Genomic DNA, 19,064 nt, shown 5'->3' with positions numbered 1-19,064 from the left:
GGATTGATGCCGTGGGGCCGGACAGAGATAAACAGCAGCTTGAAGCGAGGCTTCGCGAACTCCGGCGCAGCAGTATCCTGCACGTGGACATGGATGCATTCTTCGTCTCGGTGGAGCTGCGCGGCCGGCCAAACCTCAAGGGTAAGCCCGTGATCGTCGGTTACCCCGCGGAGCGGTCCGTCGTGCTTTCCGCCTCCTACGAGGCCCGCGCCTTCGGGGTGCGTTCGGCGATGCCGATGGTGGTCGCGGCCCGCATGTGCCCGTCGGCCGTCATCATCGAGCCGCGCCACAAGCTGTACTACGAGGTGTCCGGACAGATCATGGCCATCTTCGGCTCGATCACCGATCTGGTCGAACCGCTGAGCGTGGATGAGGCCTTCCTCGACGTCGGCGGCGCAATCCGCAGGCTGGGTCCGCCCCGGGAGATCGGCGAGCTCATCAGGGCCCGGGTCCAACGGGAATTGGGCATCACGGCGTCCGTGGGGATCGCGGCCAGCAAGTTCGTGGCCAAGATTGCCTCCACCCGGTGCAAGCCGGACGGTTTACTGCTGATCGGGCCTGAGGAGACATTGCCTTATCTCCACAGCCTGCCGGTGAGTGCGCTCTGGGGCGTCGGCGCCAAGACCGTCGAGGTTCTGTCCCGGCTGGGAATCCGCACTGTGGCCGACGTCGCAGCCTCGCCGCTGCCGTCGCTTCGGAAGGTGCTTGGCGCCTCCGGCGAACACGTGTACCGCCTCTCCTGGGGGATCGACCCCCGCCCGGTAACCCCGGTGCGGCTGGAGAAAAGCATCGGGGCGGAAGAGACTTTCGCGGTGGACACGGCCGACGATGCGCTGCTGCACCGGGAACTGCTGCGCCTCTCGCACCGCACCGCCGAGCGGCTCCGCAGCGCCGGCATGCACGCCCGAACCGTTGCACTCAAGCTTCGGTATGCGGATTTCTCCACAATTACCCGCAGCCGGACGGTCAGCACACCGATCGACAGCGCCCAGCTGCTCTATGCTGTGGCCGTGCAGCTCCTGGAATCCGTCGGGGACCGGCCGATGACGGTCCGGCTCGTGGGCATCCGGGCCGAGCAGCTGGAGGAAGCGGCTCAGGCCCCACTGCAATTGAGCCTGGACCGCCGGGATGACAACTGGCGCGCCGCCGAGCAGGCCTTGGACGCCGTAACGCGAAAATTTGGGACAAAGTCGGTGCTGCCGGCCCGACTTCTTGATCCGGGCAGCGGCGCCGGCTGACAGCCCGCCGTCGGGTGGTCGTTTCGGCGTGCCAACTGGCCCAGCGTCTTTCAGAACTGCCCGCGACAAACTATCCTTATATATACAAAGTTTGGAACGACTGGAACGAGCGTTCGGGCTGATGCGTGACCAGCAGAACACCCAACAGGGACCGAGGCAAACCCCATGTGGGCACCCCGATTCGACCAACGACGGCGAACGGGAACCACTCAGGAATCCCGGTCGTTATGGGTTCAGGGACACTGGCCACGTCAAGTCTGGACGTTGGCCGACTTTAAGGAGGTCGTGATGCCGCTCTCGGAGCACGAACAGAAGTTGCTTGAGCAACTTGAGAAGCAGCTACATGAGGACGATCCCAAGTTCGCCAGTTCGATGGGCTCGGACCCGGGACGCTCATGGTCCACCCGCCATCTGGTGATTGGGGTGCTGGCCGCGCTCGCGGGCGTGCTGCTCCTGCTGGTCGGCGTGACCGTCCAGAACATACTGGTCGGGGTACTGGGATTTGTCGTGATGGGAGCGGGCGTCTACTTTGCGACCATGCGCAGCTCCGCTCCCGGCAAGGCCAAGTCCGGTGGAGGCGCGGGGAAGCCCGGAAAGTCCAGAAGCTCATTCATGAGCAACCTGGAGGAACGCTGGGACGAACGGCACCGGGGGGAGTCCTAGGGGCCCTCCGACGTCGGGCGCTCCTCCATTCCCCACCACAGGCAGCCCGGAGGTACTAAAAGACCCGCTTCGGCGGGTCTTTTGACGTTAAGCGGGGCATTTTTGGACGTCCATGGAGGTCCAGGACCCTGCGGCCGGCCCCGCCTCCGGACGAAAGCGGGAACCCGGGGCGCCGGAGCCCGAAATTCCTCCACTTCGCACCACCGGCCGTCATTCCTTGCCCTTACTGGGAACGGCAGGGCGCCAGTGCCCCGAAAAGACCCAAATATCTGCAGTGTGTCGTTGACTGTGGAGGGATGTGGAGTAATGTGGAGGACGTAAGAGGGTAGTGGCAGCACAAGGGGACGTTGGGCTTCCTACGAACAGACGGGCGGTGGGCCGTGTTTCTCGGCACGCATTCGCCGCGTCTGGACGAAAAGGGCCGAATCATCCTTCCCGCAAAGTTCCGCGAGGAACTGGCCGGCGGGCTGGTTCTCACAAGGGGCCAGGAGCGTTGCATCTACGTCTTCAGTGAGGCGGAATTCGGCCGGGTTCACGAGCAGATGCGGGAGGCGCCAATCTCCAACAAGCAGGCGCGTGACTACATCCGGGTTTTTCTCTCTGGAGCCTCTGACGAGGTACCTGACAAGCAGGGGCGCGTGACAATTCCGCAGGCGCTCCGGGAATACGCAGGACTCGGCAGGGAACTGGCCGTTATCGGCGCCGGAACCCGGGCGGAGATCTGGGACGCCCACGCCTGGAATGAGTACCTGGCCGACAAGGAAACAGCCTTCTCGGAGACCGACGACGCAATACCCGGGATCCTCTAGACCCCGGCGATTACCAGCACGGCACGCTTCTTGACCGAGATCTCCAGCCGCCCATCCGGTGTTCACCTGGCTCACTTCCCCGGAGCCAGGCGGGCGCAGGGTAGGCGCGGATGGGGATCTGGATTAAGAAACGGACCGCGCGGCAGCGCAGCGAACACCCGAACACCCGGAAAATGAAAGGACGCAGGCATGACTGACCCACAGCACAAGCCCACGTCCGAACGGCATGTACCGGTCCTCAAGGACCGGTGCATTAATTTGTTGGCACCCGGTTTCGAGGCCGCCCGGGGCCGAGACGAAACCCCGGTGGTCATCGATGCCACCCTCGGCATGGGCGGGCACTCCGAAGCCATGCTCCAGCGCTTTCCGGACCTGCACCTGATCGGCATCGACCGCGACGAGGAGGCCCTTGCTCTGGCGGGGGAGCGGCTCAAGCCCTTCGCCGGCCGGATCGACCTGGTCCACGCCGTCTACGACGAAATCCCGGGGGTCGTCGAGGACCTTGGCTTCAGCCAGGTCCATGGCGTCCTGATGGACCTGGGTGTTTCCTCGCTCCAGCTCGACGAGCGGGAACGCGGCTTCGCATACTCCTTTGACGCCCCGCTCGACATGCGGATGGACACCAGCCGGGGCCAGACCGCCGCCGACGTCGTCAACAACTACAGCGAAGAGGACCTCGTCCGGATCATCCGGAAGTGGGGGGAAGAGAAGTTCGCCGGCCGGATCGCCAACCGCATCGTCAGCGCCCGGGCCGAGAAGCACTTCACCACCACCGGTGAGCTCGTCGAGCAGATTCGCGCGGTTGTCCCGGCGGGTGCCGCGAAGTCCGGGGGGCACCCTGCCAAGCGCACGTTCCAGGCGCTCCGGATCGAGGTAAACGAAGAGCTCGATGTGCTGGAGCGTGCGATCCCCGCGGCCATCAAAGCCATCGCCGTCGGTGGCCGCGTCGTCGTGATGTCCTACCACTCGCTGGAGGACAAGATCGTCAAGGGCTTCTTCCAGGCCGGCTCCAGATCCTCGGCCCCGCTCGGATTCCCGGTGGAGCTCGAGGAACACAAGGCCGAACTGAAGACCCTCACGAAGGGCACCGAGGTGCCCACCGCCGCCGAAATCGCCGAAAACCCGCGCGCAGCTTCCGCCAGGCTCCGCGCCGTGGAACGCATCAGAGCCAGGAGAGACGCATGAGCACCGCTGCCCTGAACCGATACCCCGTGTCCACTGGCGCTACCGCCCGCGCCCTGCCCGGGCTGAACCCGGGCCCGGCCCGCAAGTCCCGCACGCCGCTTTCGCTGGTCCGTTCCGCCCCGCGCAAGCGCCGCGCCCCGTTTGTGGTGCTGTGCTTCGGCATCCTCGCCGTGGCGTTGATGGCGGTGCTGGTCCTCAACATCTCGGTATCCAGCGCTCAGTACCAGCTGGTCCAGCTCCGGAGCGACCAGCTGACCCTGACGAAGCAGAACCAGGACCTCACCCAGCAGGTGCAGAACTTCGACGCCCCCCAGAACCTGGCCGCCAAAGCGACCGAGCTCGGCATGGTCGCTTCCACGGGCAAGGGCCAGATCGATTTGTCCACCCTCAGCGTCACCGGCAAGGCGAAGGCCGCGGTGAAGGGCGACGCGCGGGGCGCCGTCATCGCCGCGCCCGCCGTCGCAGGTCAGCTCACCGTCGTCCCGCCCGCCACCAGCATTGAGCCGCTCGTGAACCGCAAGCCCACCGCCGACGTCCCGGTGGCCGCTGCTGCCCCCGCCGCAGCGGCGGAACCGGCCGCGCCGGCGGCCGCACCCGAACCGGCCGTCGAACTCCACGGCGGGTCCGTCCCGCCCCCCGCTCAGAAGGTTCCGGGACAGTAACCCAGGTCGAACACCAGCCAGGCAAGCAGCAAGGAAACATCGTGGCGCAGAAAACCCGCACGGCACGCAAGGCTAAAGTGCCGAGCGCCACACGGAGGCTGCGCCTCGGCCTCGGCCTCATGCTCACGCTCCTGCTCGTCGTCGGCGGCAAGCTGTTCCTCGTCCAGGGACTCGATGTCGGTGGCATGGCCGAGGCGGCACTGAACAACCGCCTCACGCCGATAGAACTCCCGGCTGAGCGCGGCAGCATCCTGGACTCCGCCGGCACCGTGCTGGCCAGCAGCGTGATCCGCTACAACATCGTGGTGGACCAGACCGTCAACACCAAGACCGAGTCGTTCCCAAGGCTCGACGAGGGCAAGGACGAGATCGTGAAGGTCTCCCGGGACCAGGGCATCACCGAGCTCGCCGGGCTGCTGGGCATGGACCGGAGCGACGTCCGGGACGCCCTCACCGGCACCAAGCGGTACTACATCGTGGCCAAGGACCTGTTGCCCGACGTCGAGGACCGGGTCTCCAAACTGCAGATCCCCGGGCTCGTGAGCGAAGGCACCAGCAAGCGTGTCTACCCGAACGGGGCCGTTGCCGGCGGCATCATCGGCTTCCTGATGGACGGCACCACCGGCCAGTCCGGCCTCGAACAGACCCAGGACGAAATCCTCAAGGGGACGCCCGGAAAGCGGCTCTTCGAGATCGGCGCGGACGGGCTGCGCATCCCGGTGGGGGTGGACCAGCTGACCCCCGCCGTGAACGGCAAGGACATCAGACTCACCCTGAACTCGGACCTCCAGTACTTCGCCCAGCAGGCCATCCAGAGCCAGCGGGACAAGCTCGGAGCGGAGTGGGGCGTCATCATCGTCTCCGACGTCAAGACCGGCGACATCATCGCCATGGCGGACACCGACTCCCCGGACCCCAACGACCCGGGCATGACCGCAGCGGAGGACCGTGGTGTCCGCGCCGTGACCGCCGCCTACGAACCCGGGTCGGTGGAGAAGATGATCACCGCTGCCGCACTGATCGAGGAAGGCAAATCCAGCCCGCTGGAGACATTCACCATCCCGACGTCGTATACCGTGGACGGTCAGACCTTCAACGACGCCTTCGCGCACGGCACCGAGGAGCGGACCCTGGCCGGCATCCTGGGCTGGTCGATGAACACCGGTACGGTCATGGCCGGGCAGCGGCTCAGCAGGGAGCAGCGCCACGACTGGCTGCAGAAGTTCGGCATCGGGGAAGCCCCGCAGATCGGCCTTCCGGCTGAAGCCACCGGCATCCTGACACCGGCCGAGGAATGGGACGGCCGGCAGGAGTACACGGTGCTGTTCGGCCAGGGCGTCTCCCAATCCACGCTGCAGACCGTGCGCGCCTACCAGAGCATCGCCAACGACGGCGTCATGCTCCAGCCCCGCCTGATCGACAGCTACATCAACCCCGACGGTACCGAGGAGAAGGTGCCCGCCCGGCTGCCTCGTCAGATCGTTTCCCGGGACACCGCCAAGCAGGTCCGCGACATCCTCGAGAGTGCCGTGACGGAGGGCCAGATCAAGGATGCGGGGATCGACGGCTACCGGGTGGGCGCCAAGACGGGCACCTCGGAATCGCCCTGCGACGACGGCAAGTCGGGCTTCTGCGGCTACACCGCCTCCATGGTCGGGATGGCGCCGATGGACGATCCGCGGTTTATTGTTGAGGTGGTCCTGCAGCGGCCCAAGGGCAGCATCTACGGCATCACCAACGGACCGGTGTTCCGTTCGGTCATGAGCCAGGTGCTCCGGATCTACAACGTCCAGCCGTCCACCGGGGAGCCCGTCCGGTTGCCGCAGTACGCCAAGTAGTACCGGCACCGCCCGCGTTCCGAACCAGCAGCTAGCCCGAACCATCCAGCAAGCCTGCGGGCCGGAGAATCCTCCGTGCGCAGCGCCAGATCCACTCGCACCACAAACGGAGATTCCCTTGTCAGAGCTCAACGCCCCCGAGAATTCCGCCGCGCCGTCCGGTCAGGCCTCCACCGCGGCATTCCGGCCCGCCGGGGTCGCCGCAGTGCCGCTGGCATCCGTCGGGGAGACAATCGGCGTCGTGGTTCCCGGGGCATCCGGCTCGGTACAGGTCACCGGAATTTCCCTGAACTCCCGGAGCATCCAGCCGGGTGATCTGTACGTCGCCCTGCCGGGCGCCACCCGGCACGGAGCGGACTTCGTCTCCGAAGCCGTAGCGGCCGGGGCCGCGGCGGTGCTCACGGACGACGCCGGGGCGCGGCTGCTGGCGCTCTCCAACGTCTCCGTCCCGGTACTGCTGGCGGCGGAACCCCGCAGCCTGGTCGGCCGGCTGTCCGCCCTGATCTACCGGGGCCAGCCGGAGGACGCGGCCTCGCCTGCCCTCTACGGCGTCACCGGTACCAATGGCAAGACGACCACCACCTATTTCATCAACGCCCTGCTGGGAGCCCTCGGCCAGAAGACCGGCCTGATCGGGACCATCGAGATCCTCGCGGGCGGGGAGCCGATCCCGAGCCTGCTCACGACGCCGGAATCCACCGACGTCCATGCCCTGCTGGCCCTCATGCGCGAACGCGGCCTCGATGCCGCCTCGATGGAGGTCTCCTCGCACGCCGTCTCCTTCCACCGCGTGGACGGCGTCGTGTTCGACGTCGTCGGCTTCAGCAACCTGACCCAGGACCACCTGGACCTGCACGGCAGCATGGAGGAGTACTTCCAGACCAAGGCCCGGCTCTTCACGGCCGAGCGCGCCCGCGCCGCGGTGATCACCGTCGACGACGAGTGGGGCAGGCGGCTCGCGGCGTCGGCCGGCATTCCGGTCACAACCCTCGCCACGGCGCCGGCGGCACGCGGGGACGGAGCACCGGCAGCGGATTGGACGGTCACCGGCCAGTCCCCGCGGGGACTCGGGACCGACTTCACCCTGCAGCACCGGAACGGTCCGGCCCTGCGCGTGCACACCGGCCTTCCGGGCGGCTTCAATGTTGCCAACGCCGCACTCGCCACTGCCATGGTGCTCGCCGGCGGGCACGACGCCGCCACGGTGCAGGCCGCCCTCGACGCCCGGGATCCCTTCACCGTCGCCGTCCCGGGTCGCATGCAGCTCATCTCCGCAGCTCCCGCCGCGGTGGTCGACTTCGCCCACAACCCCGACGCCCTGGCCCGGGCCCTCGAAGCTGTCCGCTCGCCTGAACCGGGCTCCAAGGTGATCATCGTCTTCGGCGCCACCGGTCAGCGCGACCAGAGCAAGCGCCCGGCGATGGGAGCCATCGCCGCCCGGCTCGCGGACACCGTGATTGTCAGCGACGACGACCCGCACGACGAGGATGCCGGGGCCATCCGCGCCCACGTTCTGGCCGGAGCCCTCGAGGCCAAGGACCGCGAGGGCCTGGGATGCACGGTTGTCGAGGTCTTCCCGCGCGACGCCGCCATCCGGAGGGCCGTTGAGCTCGCCCGGGCGGAGGACACGATCCTGGTCGCAGGGCGGGGCCACGAAGTATGGCAGGAAGTCAAGGGCGTCAACCTCGCCCTCGACGACAGGGTGGAGCTCCGCTCCGCCTTGACAGCACGGGGATTCACCGTTCTCCAAGACCAGCGGATAGAGTCCTAAACCGAGATGATTGCACTTACCGCGGCGGAAATCGCCGACCTGACCAACGGCCGGCTGGCCGCGGAACCGGACATCACCCCCGGTTCCGTGGTGACCGACTCCCGTGAAGCCGCAGCGGGTTCCCTCTACGTGGCAAAACCGGGGGAGGCGGCCGACGGCCACGACTTCGTGGGCGCCGCCTTCGAACGGGGCGCGGTGCTGGCCCTCGTGGAGCATGAGGTCGCCGACGCCGACGGGCGGAACTACCCCGCCGTCGTCGTTGAGGACTCCGTCCTGGCCATGGGGGCCCTGGCTGCCGAGACAGTCCGCCGGATCCGGGCCCGCCGGAACGCCGAAGGCGCACCGCTGACCGTCATCGGCATCACCGGATCCGCGGGCAAGACCACCACCAAGGACCTGCTGGCCGGCATCCTCGCCGCCGCCGGCGGCGACAACGGCGCCGGAGCCAGGACGGTCGCCCCGCTTGGCTCCTACAACGGCGAGGTCGGCGTCCCGCTGACCGTCTTCAAAGCGGGCTTTGACACCCGCTACCTCGTCATCGAAATGGGCGCCACCGGTGTCGGCCACATCCGCTACCTCGCGGACATGGTCCGCCCCGACATCGGAGTGGTCCTTGGGGTCGGCACAGCGCACTCCGGCGAATTCGGCGGAGTGGAGAACATCGCCGTCGCCAAGGGCGAACTCGTCGAAGCCCTCCCGGCCGCCGGCACCGCCGTCCTCAACCTGGACGATGCCCGCGTCGCCGCCATGGCTGACCGCACCGGCGCCGCCGTGCTCGGCTACTCCGCCCAGGCCGCCCGCAGCGACCGTTCCGACAGAGTCGGTGCAGAGCGTGTCCGCGCGGAAGGCGTTGAACTGAACGCCTCGGGAAACCCCGAATTCGAGCTCTTCCTGCCGGGGGACACCGCCAGCCGCCACGTCGGCTCACGGCTGATCGGGGCCCACCACGTCGGCAACCTGCTGGCTGCGGCCGCGGCTGCCCACGCCGCGGGCATCGCCCCGGCAACGATCGCTGCCTCGCTGAGCGCGCAGACCGCTGCTAGCCGGTGGCGGATGGAGCGCACCGAACGGGCCGACGGCGTCACCATCATCAACGATGCCTACAACGCGAACCCGGACTCCATGCGGGCGGCCCTGCGGACCCTGGCTGACCTCGGCCGGGGCCGTCGGACCTGGGCGGTGCTCGGCGCCATGCTCGAACTGGGCCCTGACTCCATCCGCGAGCACATAGCCGTCGGCACCCAGGTGGTCCGGCTCAACATCTCCCGGCTGGTCGTCGTGGGCAGGGAAGCGCGTTCGCTCTACGTTTCCGCGGTCAACGAAGGATCCTGGGGCGAGGAATGCGTCTTCACCGAGACCGCCGACGAGGCCTATGAGCTCCTGCAGGCTGAACTCCAGCCGGGGGACCTGGTGCTGTTCAAGTCCTCGAACAGCATCGGGCTGCGCCATCTGGGCGATCGGATAGCATTGCCTCCACAAGCCCCCGGCGCCCCCGCCGCCGGCGCTGCTGCCAATGCCGCGGAATCCGCGGCTGGAAAACCGGCCGGAACCGCCACTGAAGGGAGTGCGCTGCTGTGATTGCACTGCTGATGGGCTCCGGCCTGGCGCTGCTCTTTGCCCTCGTGGGCACCCCGCTGTTCATCCGGCTCCTGGTCCACAAGAGCTACGGGCAATTCATCCGCGATGACGGTCCCACCACGCACCACACCAAGCGCGGAACGCCCACCATGGGCGGCACCATCGTGGTCCTGGCCGTCCTCGCCAGCTACGGGCTGACCCACCTGATCATGTGGATGATCAACCCGGCCTCACCGGGACCCTCCGCCTCGGCCCTGCTCCTGCTGTTCCTCATGGTCGGAATGGGGTTCGTCGGATTCCTCGACGACTTCATCAAGATTTCCAAGCAGCGCAGCCTCGGCCTGGACGTCAAGGCCAAACTGATCCTGCAGGGCGCTGTCGGGGTCGCGTTCGCCGTCCTGGTGCTGCAGTTCCCCGACGAGGACGGGCTGACCCCCGCGTCCACTCAGATCTCCCTGGTCCGCGACATCCCGTGGCTGAACCTCGCCTTCGGTGGAACCGTGCTCGGCGCCATCCTCTTCGTGCTGTGGTCGAACCTGATCGTCACCGCCGCAACCAACGGCGTGAACCTCACCGACGGCCTCGACGGGCTCGCCGCCGGCGCCTCCGTGATGGTGTTCGGCGCCTACACCCTGATAGGCATCTGGCAGAGCAACCAGGCCTGCGGCTCCCCGCGGCAGGCCGGCGGCGGCTGCTACTCCGTGCGCGATCCGCTGGATCTCGCGCTGCTCGCGGCCATCCTCAGCGCCGCCTTGGTCGGCTTCCTCTGGTGGAACACCTCACCGGCAAGAATCTTCATGGGCGACACCGGATCACTGGCCATCGGCGGCGCCGTCGCAGGCTTCGCGATCCTCTCCCGGACCGAACTGCTGCTGGCCTTCATCGGTGGCCTGTTCGTCCTGATCACCCTGTCCGTCATCATCCAGGTCGGCTACTTCAAGATCACCAAGGGAAAGCGGTTCTTCAAAATGGCCCCGCTCCAGCACCACTTCGAACTCAAGGGCTGGGCGGAAGTCACCGTCGTTGTCCGCTTCTGGATCCTCTGCGGGCTGTTTGTCGCCGCCGGGCTCGGAATCTTCTACGCCGAATGGGTGGTGCTCCTGTGACCGGCCCCATCCCCGCAGCGCTCACCACGTCAGCCCGGCTGCAGGACCTGGTCAGCTGGGATTCCGACTGGACCGGCCTGCGGGTGGTCGTGACCGGCATCGGCGTCTCCGGCTTCGCCGCCGCAGACACCCTGATCGAGCTTGGCGCCCGGGTGGTGGTGGTGGACGCCGCGACCAGCCCGAAAGCGCACGCGCAGGCGGACACGCTTCGGATCGTCGGCGCCGTGGACGTGCTGCTGGGCGAGGAGGCCGTACTCACGGTGCCCAAGGTCGACGGCGCGAAACCGGACCTGATCGTCACCTCACCGGGCTGGCGGCCGGACCAGTCGTTGCTGGCTGCCGCCGCCAGGGCGCACATCCCCGTCTGGGGCGACGTCGAACTCGCCTGGCGGGTCCGCGAACGCGCGGGCCGCAAGACCGCGGACTGGCTGACCATCACGGGCACCAACGGCAAAACGACGACGGTCGGCCTGACAGAGTCCATGCTGCAGGCCGCCGGGCTCCAGGCAATCGCCGTCGGCAACGTCGGCACGCCGATCCTGGACGCCCTCCGGGACCCGGTGGAATACGACGTCCTCGCCGTCGAACTCTCGAGCTTCCAGCTTCACTGGAGCCACTCCGTGTCGCCGGTCGCCAGTGTGTGCCTCAATGTCGCCGAAGACCATATCGACTGGCACGGGTCCTACACCTCCTACCTGGCCGACAAGGCGAAGGTCTACGAGAACACCCAAAAAGCGTGCATCTACAACGCGGAGCAGATCGAAACCGAACGCATGGTGGAGGAAGCCGACGTCGTGGAGGGGTGCCGCGCCGTGGGCTTCACCACCCTCACCCCCGCCATCAGCATGGTCGGCGTCGTCGAAGGCCTCCTGGTGGACCGCGCCTTCATCGCCGAACGCAAGGACAGCGCCGTCGAGCTGGCCCCCGTCGCCGACCTGGGCCCGGTGGCACCGCGGCACATGGTGGCCAACGCCCTCGCTGCCGCCGCCCTGGTCCGCGCCTACGGGGTGGAGCCCTCCGCGGTCCGCCAGGGCCTGCTGAACCACCTCCCGGGCGACCACCGCATCCAGGTCGTTGCCCGCCACGACGGCGTGCTCTGGATCAACGACTCCAAGGCCACCAATCCCCATGCCGCGGCCGCCTCGCTGTCCACGTTCGACAACGTCGTCTGGATCGCCGGCGGACTTTCCAAGGGCGTCAACTACGACGCGCTGGTCCGGGAGCAGGCCAAGCGGCTCAAGGCAGTGGTGCTGATCGGTACCGACGCCGGCGACCTTCTGTCCGCGCTGCAGCGACACGCACCCGATGTCCCCGTGATCGCGCCGGCGAAGGGCGACACTGAAGACGTGCAGACTGCCGGACCGGCCCATGCCGACGCAGGCCCATCGCCGATTTCCGGTGAGGCTGTGATGGCCCTGGCCGTCGCCTCGGCGGCGCAGCTGGCCGCCTCGGGGGACATTGTGCTGCTGGCCCCGGCGGCTGCATCCATGGATCAGTTCTCTTCCTACGCTCACCGTGGCGACGCCTTCATCGAAGCTGTCCGCGAGCTCGTGGAAGGGCAGGCTCAGACCAGCGAGGAGTAACAATGGTCAGCACGCCCACACGCACCCCGGCCAAGCCCGGCGCGCCAAGAACCGGCGCCGTGAAGGCACCATCCGGTCAGGCACCATCAGGGAAGGCGCCCGGCGCACCGGGCCGGAAAGCCGCGCCGGTCCCCGCCAGGCGGCTCTCGCCCCTCGGCAGGGTCCGCGGCTGGTCCCGGGGCTTCTGGTCCGCACTGGAAGGCACCGGGAAGTCCCGCAACGGCTCGACGTACTACCTGATCCTCGGAACCACGCTGGCGCTGACCGCGATCGGCATTCTGATGGTGCTTTCCGCTTCCAGTGTCGAGGCCATCGCCGCGGGGGAGTCGCCCTACTCAGCCGCCCTCAAGCAGGGCGTGTTCGCCGCCATCGGCGTCTTCTGCATGTTCCTGCTCTCCCGCGTCAACGTCGTGTGGCTCAAACGTTTCGCGTGGCTTGCCATTTTCCTCGCGCTGATCCTGCTCGTGCTGGTGCTCCTGATGGGGCGCAGCGCCCTTGGCAACAAGAACTGGATCGACGTCGGGCCGTTCACCTTCCAGCCCTCCGAGGCAGCCAAGCTGGCCCTCGCCCTGTGGATGGCGACGGTGCTCGGTGCCAAAACCAAGCTCCTCAGCCAGTCGAAACACGCCCTGATCCCGGTGGCACCGGTCGCGGCACTCGTGATCGGCCTGATCCTGGCCGGCAACGACCTCGGCACGGCCATGATCGTCATGATCATCACCGCCGCGGCGCTCTTCTTCGCGGGGGTCCGGCTCTACGTCTTCGGCATCGGCGCGATCCTGGGCGGCGCCTTCATAGCAGTCCTGGCCATCACGAACCCCAACCGCGTCTGCCGCATCCTGTCCTGGACCGGCCAGACCTGCGCCGACGGCTCGGACCTGAACTACCAGTCGACCAACGGCCTCTACGGGCTTGCCTCCGGCGGCTGGTTCGGGGTGGGGCTGGGGCAGAGCCGGCAGAAGTACAGCTGGATTCCCGAGGCCCACAATGACTTCATCTTCGCCATCATCGGCGAGGAGCTCGGCCTGATCGGCACCCTTGTGGTCCTGGTCCTGTTCGGCATCCTGGGCACCGCCATTTACCGCGTCGTCGTGGCGCAGAAGGACATGTTCCACCGGGTTCTTGCGGGGACCATCATGGTCTGGCTGCTCGGCCAGGCCACCGTCAACATGGCGGTCGTCACCGGCCTGGCTCCCGTGGTGGGCATCCCGTTGCCGTTCATTTCCTATGGCGGCTCAGCCCTCCTGATGTCGTTGTGCGCCATCGGCGTAGTCTTGTCTCTGGCCCGGGCCCAGATGGCGCCCGGGATGCAGCCCAAGGGCATGTTCCGGTTCGGCCCGGCCGGCCTCGCCGGATCCCTTCGAAAAAGTGCCGCCGCCCGGGCCGCCGCCCGGAACGCGGACACCGCACCATCCAGTCCCGCCCCGCAGCACGGGGCGCCGAAGAACGCGGCACCGAGCAACGGGGCGCCGAAGAACGCGGCACCGAAGAACGCGGCACCGACCAATCCTGCAGCCAGGAACCCCGCCCGGAACCCGGCACCCAAGAACCCAGCACGAAAGCGGAAATAAGCCTTCATGAGTACCGAGTCGCCCTTGTCCATCGTCCTCGCCGGCGGTGGAACAGCCGGGCACATCAGCCCGCTCCTCGCCATCGCACATGCGATCCGGGAAGCCCGGCCCGATGCGCGGCTCCTTGCCGTCGGCACCCCCAACGGGATGGAGGCCCGGCTGGTCCCGGCCGCGGGGCTGGACCTCGCCACCATCAGCCGGGTGCCCTTTCCGCGCAAACCCTCACTGGACCTGCTCCGGTTTCCCGGTCGGCTCGCGGGCGCGGTGAAGCAGGCCGGTGTCATCCTCGATGAGGCCGGCGCAGACGTCCTCGTCGGCGTCGGCGGGTATGTATGCACGCCCATGTACCTCGCCGCCCGACGACGGAAGATCCCGATCGTTCTCCACGAAGCGAACACCCGGCCGGGACTCGCGAACCGCGTGGGGGCCCGGCTGGGTGCAAAAGTGGCCGTGGCGTTCGCCGGCACCAGGCTCCCGGGAGCCGTGCACATCGGCATGCCCATGCGCCGGGAGGTCTCCGGCCTCGACCGTCCGGCCGCCGGGGCGGCTGCCCGGACGGCGCTTGGCCTTGATCCCCGACAGCCCACGCTCATCGTCACCGGCGGATCCTCGGGCGCGCAAAGCATCAACCGGACCATCGCGGCCTCCGTCGGTGCCCTCGCCGAAGCCGGGATCCAGACCCTGCACCTCACCGGGCGGGACAAGTCAGTCCTTGATGCCGACGGCGAACCGCTCGCGGCCCCCGGGTACCGGCAGGTGGAATACGTGGACGGGATGGAATCGGTGTACGCTGCGGCCGATCTGCTGCTGGCCCGCGCCGGGGCGGCGACTGTCTGTGAGGTGGCCGCCGTCGGCGTGCCCGCGGTGTTCGTGCCCCTCCCCGTCGGCAACGGCGAGCAGGCCCTCAACGCTGCCGGCCTGGTGGACGCCGGCGGCGCCCTGATGGTGGCGGACAACGCGTTCACCCCGGAGTGGGTCCGCCGGAACATCATCCCGCTGCTCCTGGACCGCGGTCGGCTTTCCAAGATGGCACATAGCGCCGGGCAGCTCGGCATCCGCGACGCAGACCGGCGGATGGCCGATCTCGTCCTTGAAGCGGCAGTGTCGTCGAGGGCAGTATCTTCGAAACAGCACAGCAGGAAGCGGTAACGCCATGACCCAGCACCAAGACCAGCCGGAGCCGCAGGCCGTGCGCCCGCAGGAGTCCCTCGGCAGGGTCCACTTCATCGGCATCGGCGGGGTGGGCATGTCCGCCGTCGCCCGCATCATGGTGGCCCGCGGCCTGCCGGTCAGCGGCTCCGATGCCAAGGACCTCCCGGTCATGGCCGAGCTCGCCGCAGCCGGTGCCCGGATCCACGCCGGCTACGCCGCCGCCAACCTCGGCGACGCGCAAACCGTGGTGGCCGGCTCAGCGATCCGTCCGGACAATCCCGAACTGGCCGCGGCACGGGCCGCCGGCCTGCCCGTGCTGCACCGCTCCGAAGCGCTGGCATCGACGATGGCGGACGACACCATCGTGACCGTGGCCGGCACGCACGGGAAATCCACCACGACGTCGATGATCACGGTCCTGCTGCAGGGCGCCGGGCTCGACCCCTCCTTCGCAATCGGCGCGAACGTGCCGGCGCTGGGCGTCAACGCGGCCTCCGGCAGCTCCCGCATCTTCGTCGCCGAGGCAGACGAGTCCGACGGCTCGTTCCTGAACTACCGCCCGCAGATCGCCGTAGTCACCAACGTTGAACCTGACCACCTGGACCACTACGGCACCGCCGAAGCTGTCTACGCCTCCTTCGACCGCTTCACCGAACTGCTCCCCGCGGACGGCGTCCTGGTCGCGTGCGCGGACGACGACGGAGCCCGGGCGCTGGCCCGGCGCACGCTCGAGCGCGGCAACACCCGGGTGGTCCTGTACGGCACGACGGACGACGCCGAGGTCAAGCTGCACGACGGCGGCACCGGCGACGTCCGGATCGAGACCCCCGAAGGCCGGTTAGGCGTCGAGCTGCAGGTTCCCGGGAGGCACAACGCGCTCAATGCGGCCGCGGCGTTCGCCGTCGCGCTCGAACTCGGTGTCGCTCCCGAGGCCGCGGCCGGAGCCCTCGCGCATTTTTCCGGGGCGTCGCGGCGCTTCGAGTTCAAGGGTGCGGGCCGCGGGGTGCGGGTCTACGACGACTACGCGCATCACCCCACCGAGGTCCGGGCGGCGCTGTCGGCCGCCCGCTCTGTGGCCGGCGGGCACAAGGTGCATGTGCTCTTCCAGCCGCACCTGTTTTCCCGGACCCGCGAATTTGCCCGCGAATTCGCCGAAGCGCTCAACGCCGCGGACACGGCCCTGGTGCTGGACATCTATCCCGCCCGCGAGGACCCCATCCCCGGCGTCAGCAGCCGGCTGATCGCCGAACACCTGGGCCCGGGGGGCCGGCTCGTGGGCCCGGGCGGGGACGCCGTGCAGGCCCTGGTGGCGGCGGCAGACCCCGGCGACATCGTGCTGACAGCCGGAGCCGGCGATGTCACCGCTTACGGCCCGCTCATAGTCGACGCCCTGACAGCCGGAGCGCCGGAGTCCGGAGCGCCGGAGTCCGGGTCGCCGGCGTCCGGAACGCTGAAGCCCGGGGCGCCGGAGTCCGGAGCAGCCGGTGGTTAGCACCCGCCGCCCCACGTACAAGACCGGGGCCCGCCGCTCACGTCCGGACCTCCCGGACCGTCCGGACGGGACACCGACGGACGTCATCTCGGCGTCCAGGGCCGAACCCGGGCCGGGCACGCCCTCCGTTGCACCCGGCGCTGCGGAAACGCAGCAGGACAATATCCTGTCCTTCCCGGAGCCCAAGGCCAAGCGACGGAAAAGGATCGTCCTGAGCACCATCGGGGTCATCGCGGCGCTCGTCGCGGCGATCGTCCTGGCGGCCGTCTACACTCCGCTGCTGGCGTTGCGGACCGTCACCGTGGAGGGCACGAAGCTGCTGAGCGCGGAGCAGGTGCAGGCCGCCCTGGCACCGCTGCAGGGGAAGCCCCTGCCGCAGATCGGCGACGAGGACGTCACGGCCCTGCTCCAGCCGCTCGTCCAGATCAAGGCCGTGACCATCCAGGCGCGCCCGCCCGCCACGCTGGCGGTCCGTATCACCGAGCGCGTCCCGGTGGCCAAGCTCAAGCAGCGTGACGGCTTGCAGCTGGTGGATGTCGAGGGGATCGCGCTCAGTGCCACCACCGGGGACGCCCCGGTGGCGCTGCCCGTCATTGACGCCGGGGAGGGCGTTCTGGCTGCGGAGCTGTTCCACGCCATTACCGGGGTGCTGGGCGCTCTTCCGGCGGACGTGCTCGCCAGGCTCTCCGACGCGTCGGCGAAGTCCGCGGACGCCGTCGAACTCAAACTTGTGGACGGGCAGACGATCATCTGGGGGAACGCGGGGGAGAAGGAACTCAAGGCACGGGTCCTGGCCGCCCTGCTCAAGGTTCCCGCCGACCCGAAAAACCCCGTGCGGATCTACGATGTCAGCGTGCCCCGGCACCCGGTCACCCGCTAGTTTCCGTGCGCACGACATTTTTGGGGTATTTGGCCGGTATTCGCGCGACACGCGGCGCCGGTTATTGAATGTCCCCTACATAGGAAATACCGTTCCAGACATGAGTTACTTGACATAACTATAACCTTCAACCCGAAGGTTAATGTTCAAAGCTTCAAGTCCGACTCCAATCAGTTTTCGCAATAGAACACGAACAAGGGACACGTAACGTGGCAGCTCCGCAGAATTACCTGGCCGTCATCAAGGTCGTCGGCATCGGCGGCGGTGGCGTGAACGCAGTCAACCGCATGATCGAAGTCGGTCTCCGCGGCGTCGAATTCATCGCCATCAACACCGATGCCCAGGCATTGCTGATGAGCGACGCGGACGTCAAGCTCGACGTCGGTCGCGAGCTGACCCGCGGGCTGGGAGCCGGGGCGAACCCTGAGGTCGGCAAGCAGGCTGCCGAGGACCACGCCGACGAGATCGAAGAGGTCATCCGCGGCGCAGACATGGTCTTCGTGACCGCCGGCGAGGGCGGCGGCACCGGAACCGGCGGCGCACCCGTCGTGGCCCGCATCGCCCGCTCGCTCGGCGCGCTGACCATCGGCGTCGTCACCCGGCCCTTCACCTTCGAGGGCCGCCGCCGCGCCGGCTCCGCGGAGGCCGGCATCGACGCGCTCCGCGACGAAGTCGACACCCTGATCGTCATCCCCAATGACCGTCTGCTCTCCATCAGCGACCGCAACGTGTCCGTCCTGGACGCGTTCCGTTCCGCCGACCAGGTCCTGCTGTCCGGTGTCCAGGGCATCACCGACCTGATCACCACCCCGGGCCTGATCAACCTCGACTTCGCCGACGTCAAGTCGGTCATGCAGGGCGCCGGTTCGGCGCTCATGGGCATCGGCTCGGCACGCGGCGAAGACCGTGCCGTGAAGGCCGCGGAGCTCGCCATCGCCTCGCCGCTGCTCGAGGCCTCCATCGACGGCGCCCACGGCGTCCTGCTGTCCATCCAGGGCGGCTCGGACCTCGGCCTGTTCGAGATCAACGAAGCAGCCCGCCTGGTCCAGGAGGTTGCCCACCCGGAAGCCAACATCATCTTCGGTGCCGTCATCGACGACGCCCTCGGCGACGAAGCCCGCGTCACGGTCATCGCCGCCGGGTTCGACGACGTCAAGGCCACCTCGCCGTCCATGGACCAGTCGCTGCCGCAGACCGCGCCGCAGCGCCCGGCGGCCCCCGCCCCGGCTCCCGCGCAGGCACCCGCCTCGGCGCACGTCCAGCCGCTGCACGCAACGGTCGGAGCTTCCGGCCTCGGCGGCTGGGGCCAGCAGCGCGCGTCCGCCGTACCGGCGGACTCGGGTTTCGACGTCGACCTGCCGTCGGTTGTGGAACCGGACCTGTCCGGCCGCCACTCCGATGACCTGGATGTCCCCGACTTCCTGAAGTAGATCCCGACGCACGATGGCACTGCCGGTTGGCAGTGCCATGGTGCTTTCTCGTAGGATCGAAGCTCGGTCTAAAAGGTAGGCAGTGTTGTTGGCGGTGGTTCGGGGG

General features: G+C 68.2%; 15 protein-coding genes. All 15 read left to right on the top strand.

Annotated features, from left to right (window positions below; all coding sequences use genetic code 11):
• Positions 1–11 precede the first annotated feature (11 nt).
• Positions 12–1,238, top strand: a complete 1,227-nt coding sequence (gene dinB / locus QFZ69_RS13065; RefSeq protein ID WP_306918745.1) for a DNA polymerase IV — start codon at positions 12–14, stop codon at positions 1,236–1,238.
• A gap of 288 nt (positions 1,239–1,526) precedes the next feature.
• A complete protein-coding gene (locus QFZ69_RS13060; RefSeq protein ID WP_306918744.1) occupies positions 1,527–1,901 on the top strand; it encodes a DUF3040 domain-containing protein in 375 nt (124 codons plus the stop codon).
• A gap of 380 nt (positions 1,902–2,281) precedes the next feature.
• Positions 2,282–2,710 (top strand): division/cell wall cluster transcriptional repressor MraZ, encoded by a 429-nt coding sequence (gene mraZ / locus QFZ69_RS13055; RefSeq protein WP_306918743.1) that lies wholly within the window; start codon positions 2,282–2,284, stop codon positions 2,708–2,710.
• 189 nt (positions 2,711–2,899) lie between these two features.
• Positions 2,900–3,895 (top strand): 16S rRNA (cytosine(1402)-N(4))-methyltransferase RsmH, encoded by a 996-nt coding sequence (rsmH, locus tag QFZ69_RS13050; protein ID WP_306918742.1) that lies wholly within the window; start codon positions 2,900–2,902, stop codon positions 3,893–3,895.
• Entirely contained in the window at positions 3,892–4,557 is a 666-nt protein-coding gene (locus QFZ69_RS13045; protein ID WP_306918741.1) for a hypothetical protein, read from the top strand. Before rsmH ends, QFZ69_RS13045 begins: the two co-directional genes overlap by 4 nt.
• A gap of 41 nt (positions 4,558–4,598) precedes the next feature.
• The gene (locus QFZ69_RS13040) at positions 4,599–6,395 is read left to right on the top strand and encodes a penicillin-binding protein 2 (RefSeq protein WP_306918740.1); all 1,797 of its coding nucleotides are present in this window, start codon (positions 4,599–4,601) and stop codon (positions 6,393–6,395) included.
• 118 nt (positions 6,396–6,513) lie between these two features.
• Positions 6,514–8,166, top strand: a complete 1,653-nt coding sequence (locus QFZ69_RS13035) for a UDP-N-acetylmuramoyl-L-alanyl-D-glutamate--2,6-diaminopimelate ligase (protein ID WP_306918739.1) — start codon at positions 6,514–6,516, stop codon at positions 8,164–8,166.
• A gap of 6 nt (positions 8,167–8,172) precedes the next feature.
• Positions 8,173–9,744 (top strand): UDP-N-acetylmuramoyl-tripeptide--D-alanyl-D-alanine ligase, encoded by a 1,572-nt coding sequence (gene murF / locus QFZ69_RS13030; protein WP_306918738.1) that lies wholly within the window; start codon positions 8,173–8,175, stop codon positions 9,742–9,744.
• Entirely contained in the window at positions 9,741–10,850 is a 1,110-nt protein-coding gene (mraY, locus tag QFZ69_RS13025; RefSeq protein ID WP_306918737.1) for a phospho-N-acetylmuramoyl-pentapeptide-transferase, read from the top strand. Before murF ends, mraY begins: the two co-directional genes overlap by 4 nt.
• Positions 10,832–12,433: a UDP-N-acetylmuramoyl-L-alanine--D-glutamate ligase gene (gene murD, locus QFZ69_RS13020; protein WP_373461894.1), complete on the top strand. Its 1,602-nt coding sequence runs from the start codon at positions 10,832–10,834 to the stop codon at positions 12,431–12,433. Before mraY ends, murD begins: the two co-directional genes overlap by 19 nt.
• 2 nt (positions 12,434–12,435) lie before the next feature.
• Entirely contained in the window at positions 12,436–14,004 is a 1,569-nt protein-coding gene (gene ftsW / locus QFZ69_RS13015) for a putative lipid II flippase FtsW (protein WP_306918734.1), read from the top strand.
• A gap of 6 nt (positions 14,005–14,010) precedes the next feature.
• Positions 14,011–15,153, top strand: a complete 1,143-nt coding sequence (gene murG / locus QFZ69_RS13010; protein WP_306918733.1) for an undecaprenyldiphospho-muramoylpentapeptide beta-N-acetylglucosaminyltransferase — start codon at positions 14,011–14,013, stop codon at positions 15,151–15,153.
• Positions 15,154–15,157: 4 nt separating this feature from the next.
• Positions 15,158–16,648 carry a UDP-N-acetylmuramate--L-alanine ligase gene (gene murC, locus QFZ69_RS13005; protein ID WP_306918731.1) on the top strand — a complete coding sequence of 497 codons (1,491 nt, stop codon included), beginning with the start codon at positions 15,158–15,160 and terminating at the stop codon, positions 16,646–16,648.
• Entirely contained in the window at positions 16,641–17,528 is an 888-nt protein-coding gene (locus QFZ69_RS13000) for an FtsQ-type POTRA domain-containing protein (RefSeq protein WP_306918730.1), read from the top strand. Before murC ends, QFZ69_RS13000 begins: the two co-directional genes overlap by 8 nt.
• A gap of 209 nt (positions 17,529–17,737) precedes the next feature.
• Positions 17,738–18,958 carry a cell division protein FtsZ gene (gene ftsZ, locus QFZ69_RS12995; RefSeq protein WP_306918729.1) on the top strand — a complete coding sequence of 407 codons (1,221 nt, stop codon included), beginning with the start codon at positions 17,738–17,740 and terminating at the stop codon, positions 18,956–18,958.
• Positions 18,959–19,064 lie beyond the last annotated feature (106 nt).

The sequence above is a fragment of the Arthrobacter sp. V1I7 genome (genome assembly GCF_030817015.1).
Taxonomy (GTDB): Bacteria; Actinomycetota; Actinomycetes; order Actinomycetales; family Micrococcaceae; genus Arthrobacter.
The sequence above is the reverse complement of the archived record's forward strand: the minus strand, read 5'-3'. Positions and strand labels throughout refer to the sequence as shown.

Bases quoted from the DNA above. Each gene is read 5' to 3' on its own strand.
- murG (WP_306918733.1), top strand. From the start codon at position 14,011: ATGAGTACCGAGTCGCCCTTGTCCATCGTCCTCGCCGGCGGTGGAACA.
- murC (WP_306918731.1), top strand. From the start codon at position 15,158: ATGACCCAGCACCAAGACCAGCCGGAGCCGCAGGCCGTGCGCCCGCAG.
- murD (WP_373461894.1), top strand. From the start codon at position 10,832: ATGGGTGGTGCTCCTGTGACCGGCCCCATCCCCGCAGCGCTCACCACG.
- QFZ69_RS13060 (WP_306918744.1), top strand. From the start codon at position 1,527: ATGCCGCTCTCGGAGCACGAACAGAAGTTGCTTGAGCAACTTGAGAAG.
- ftsW (WP_306918734.1), top strand. From the start codon at position 12,436: ATGGTCAGCACGCCCACACGCACCCCGGCCAAGCCCGGCGCGCCAAGA.
- rsmH (WP_306918742.1), top strand. From the start codon at position 2,900: ATGACTGACCCACAGCACAAGCCCACGTCCGAACGGCATGTACCGGTC.
- murF (WP_306918738.1), top strand. From the start codon at position 8,173: ATGATTGCACTTACCGCGGCGGAAATCGCCGACCTGACCAACGGCCGG.
- QFZ69_RS13045 (WP_306918741.1), top strand. From the start codon at position 3,892: ATGAGCACCGCTGCCCTGAACCGATACCCCGTGTCCACTGGCGCTACC.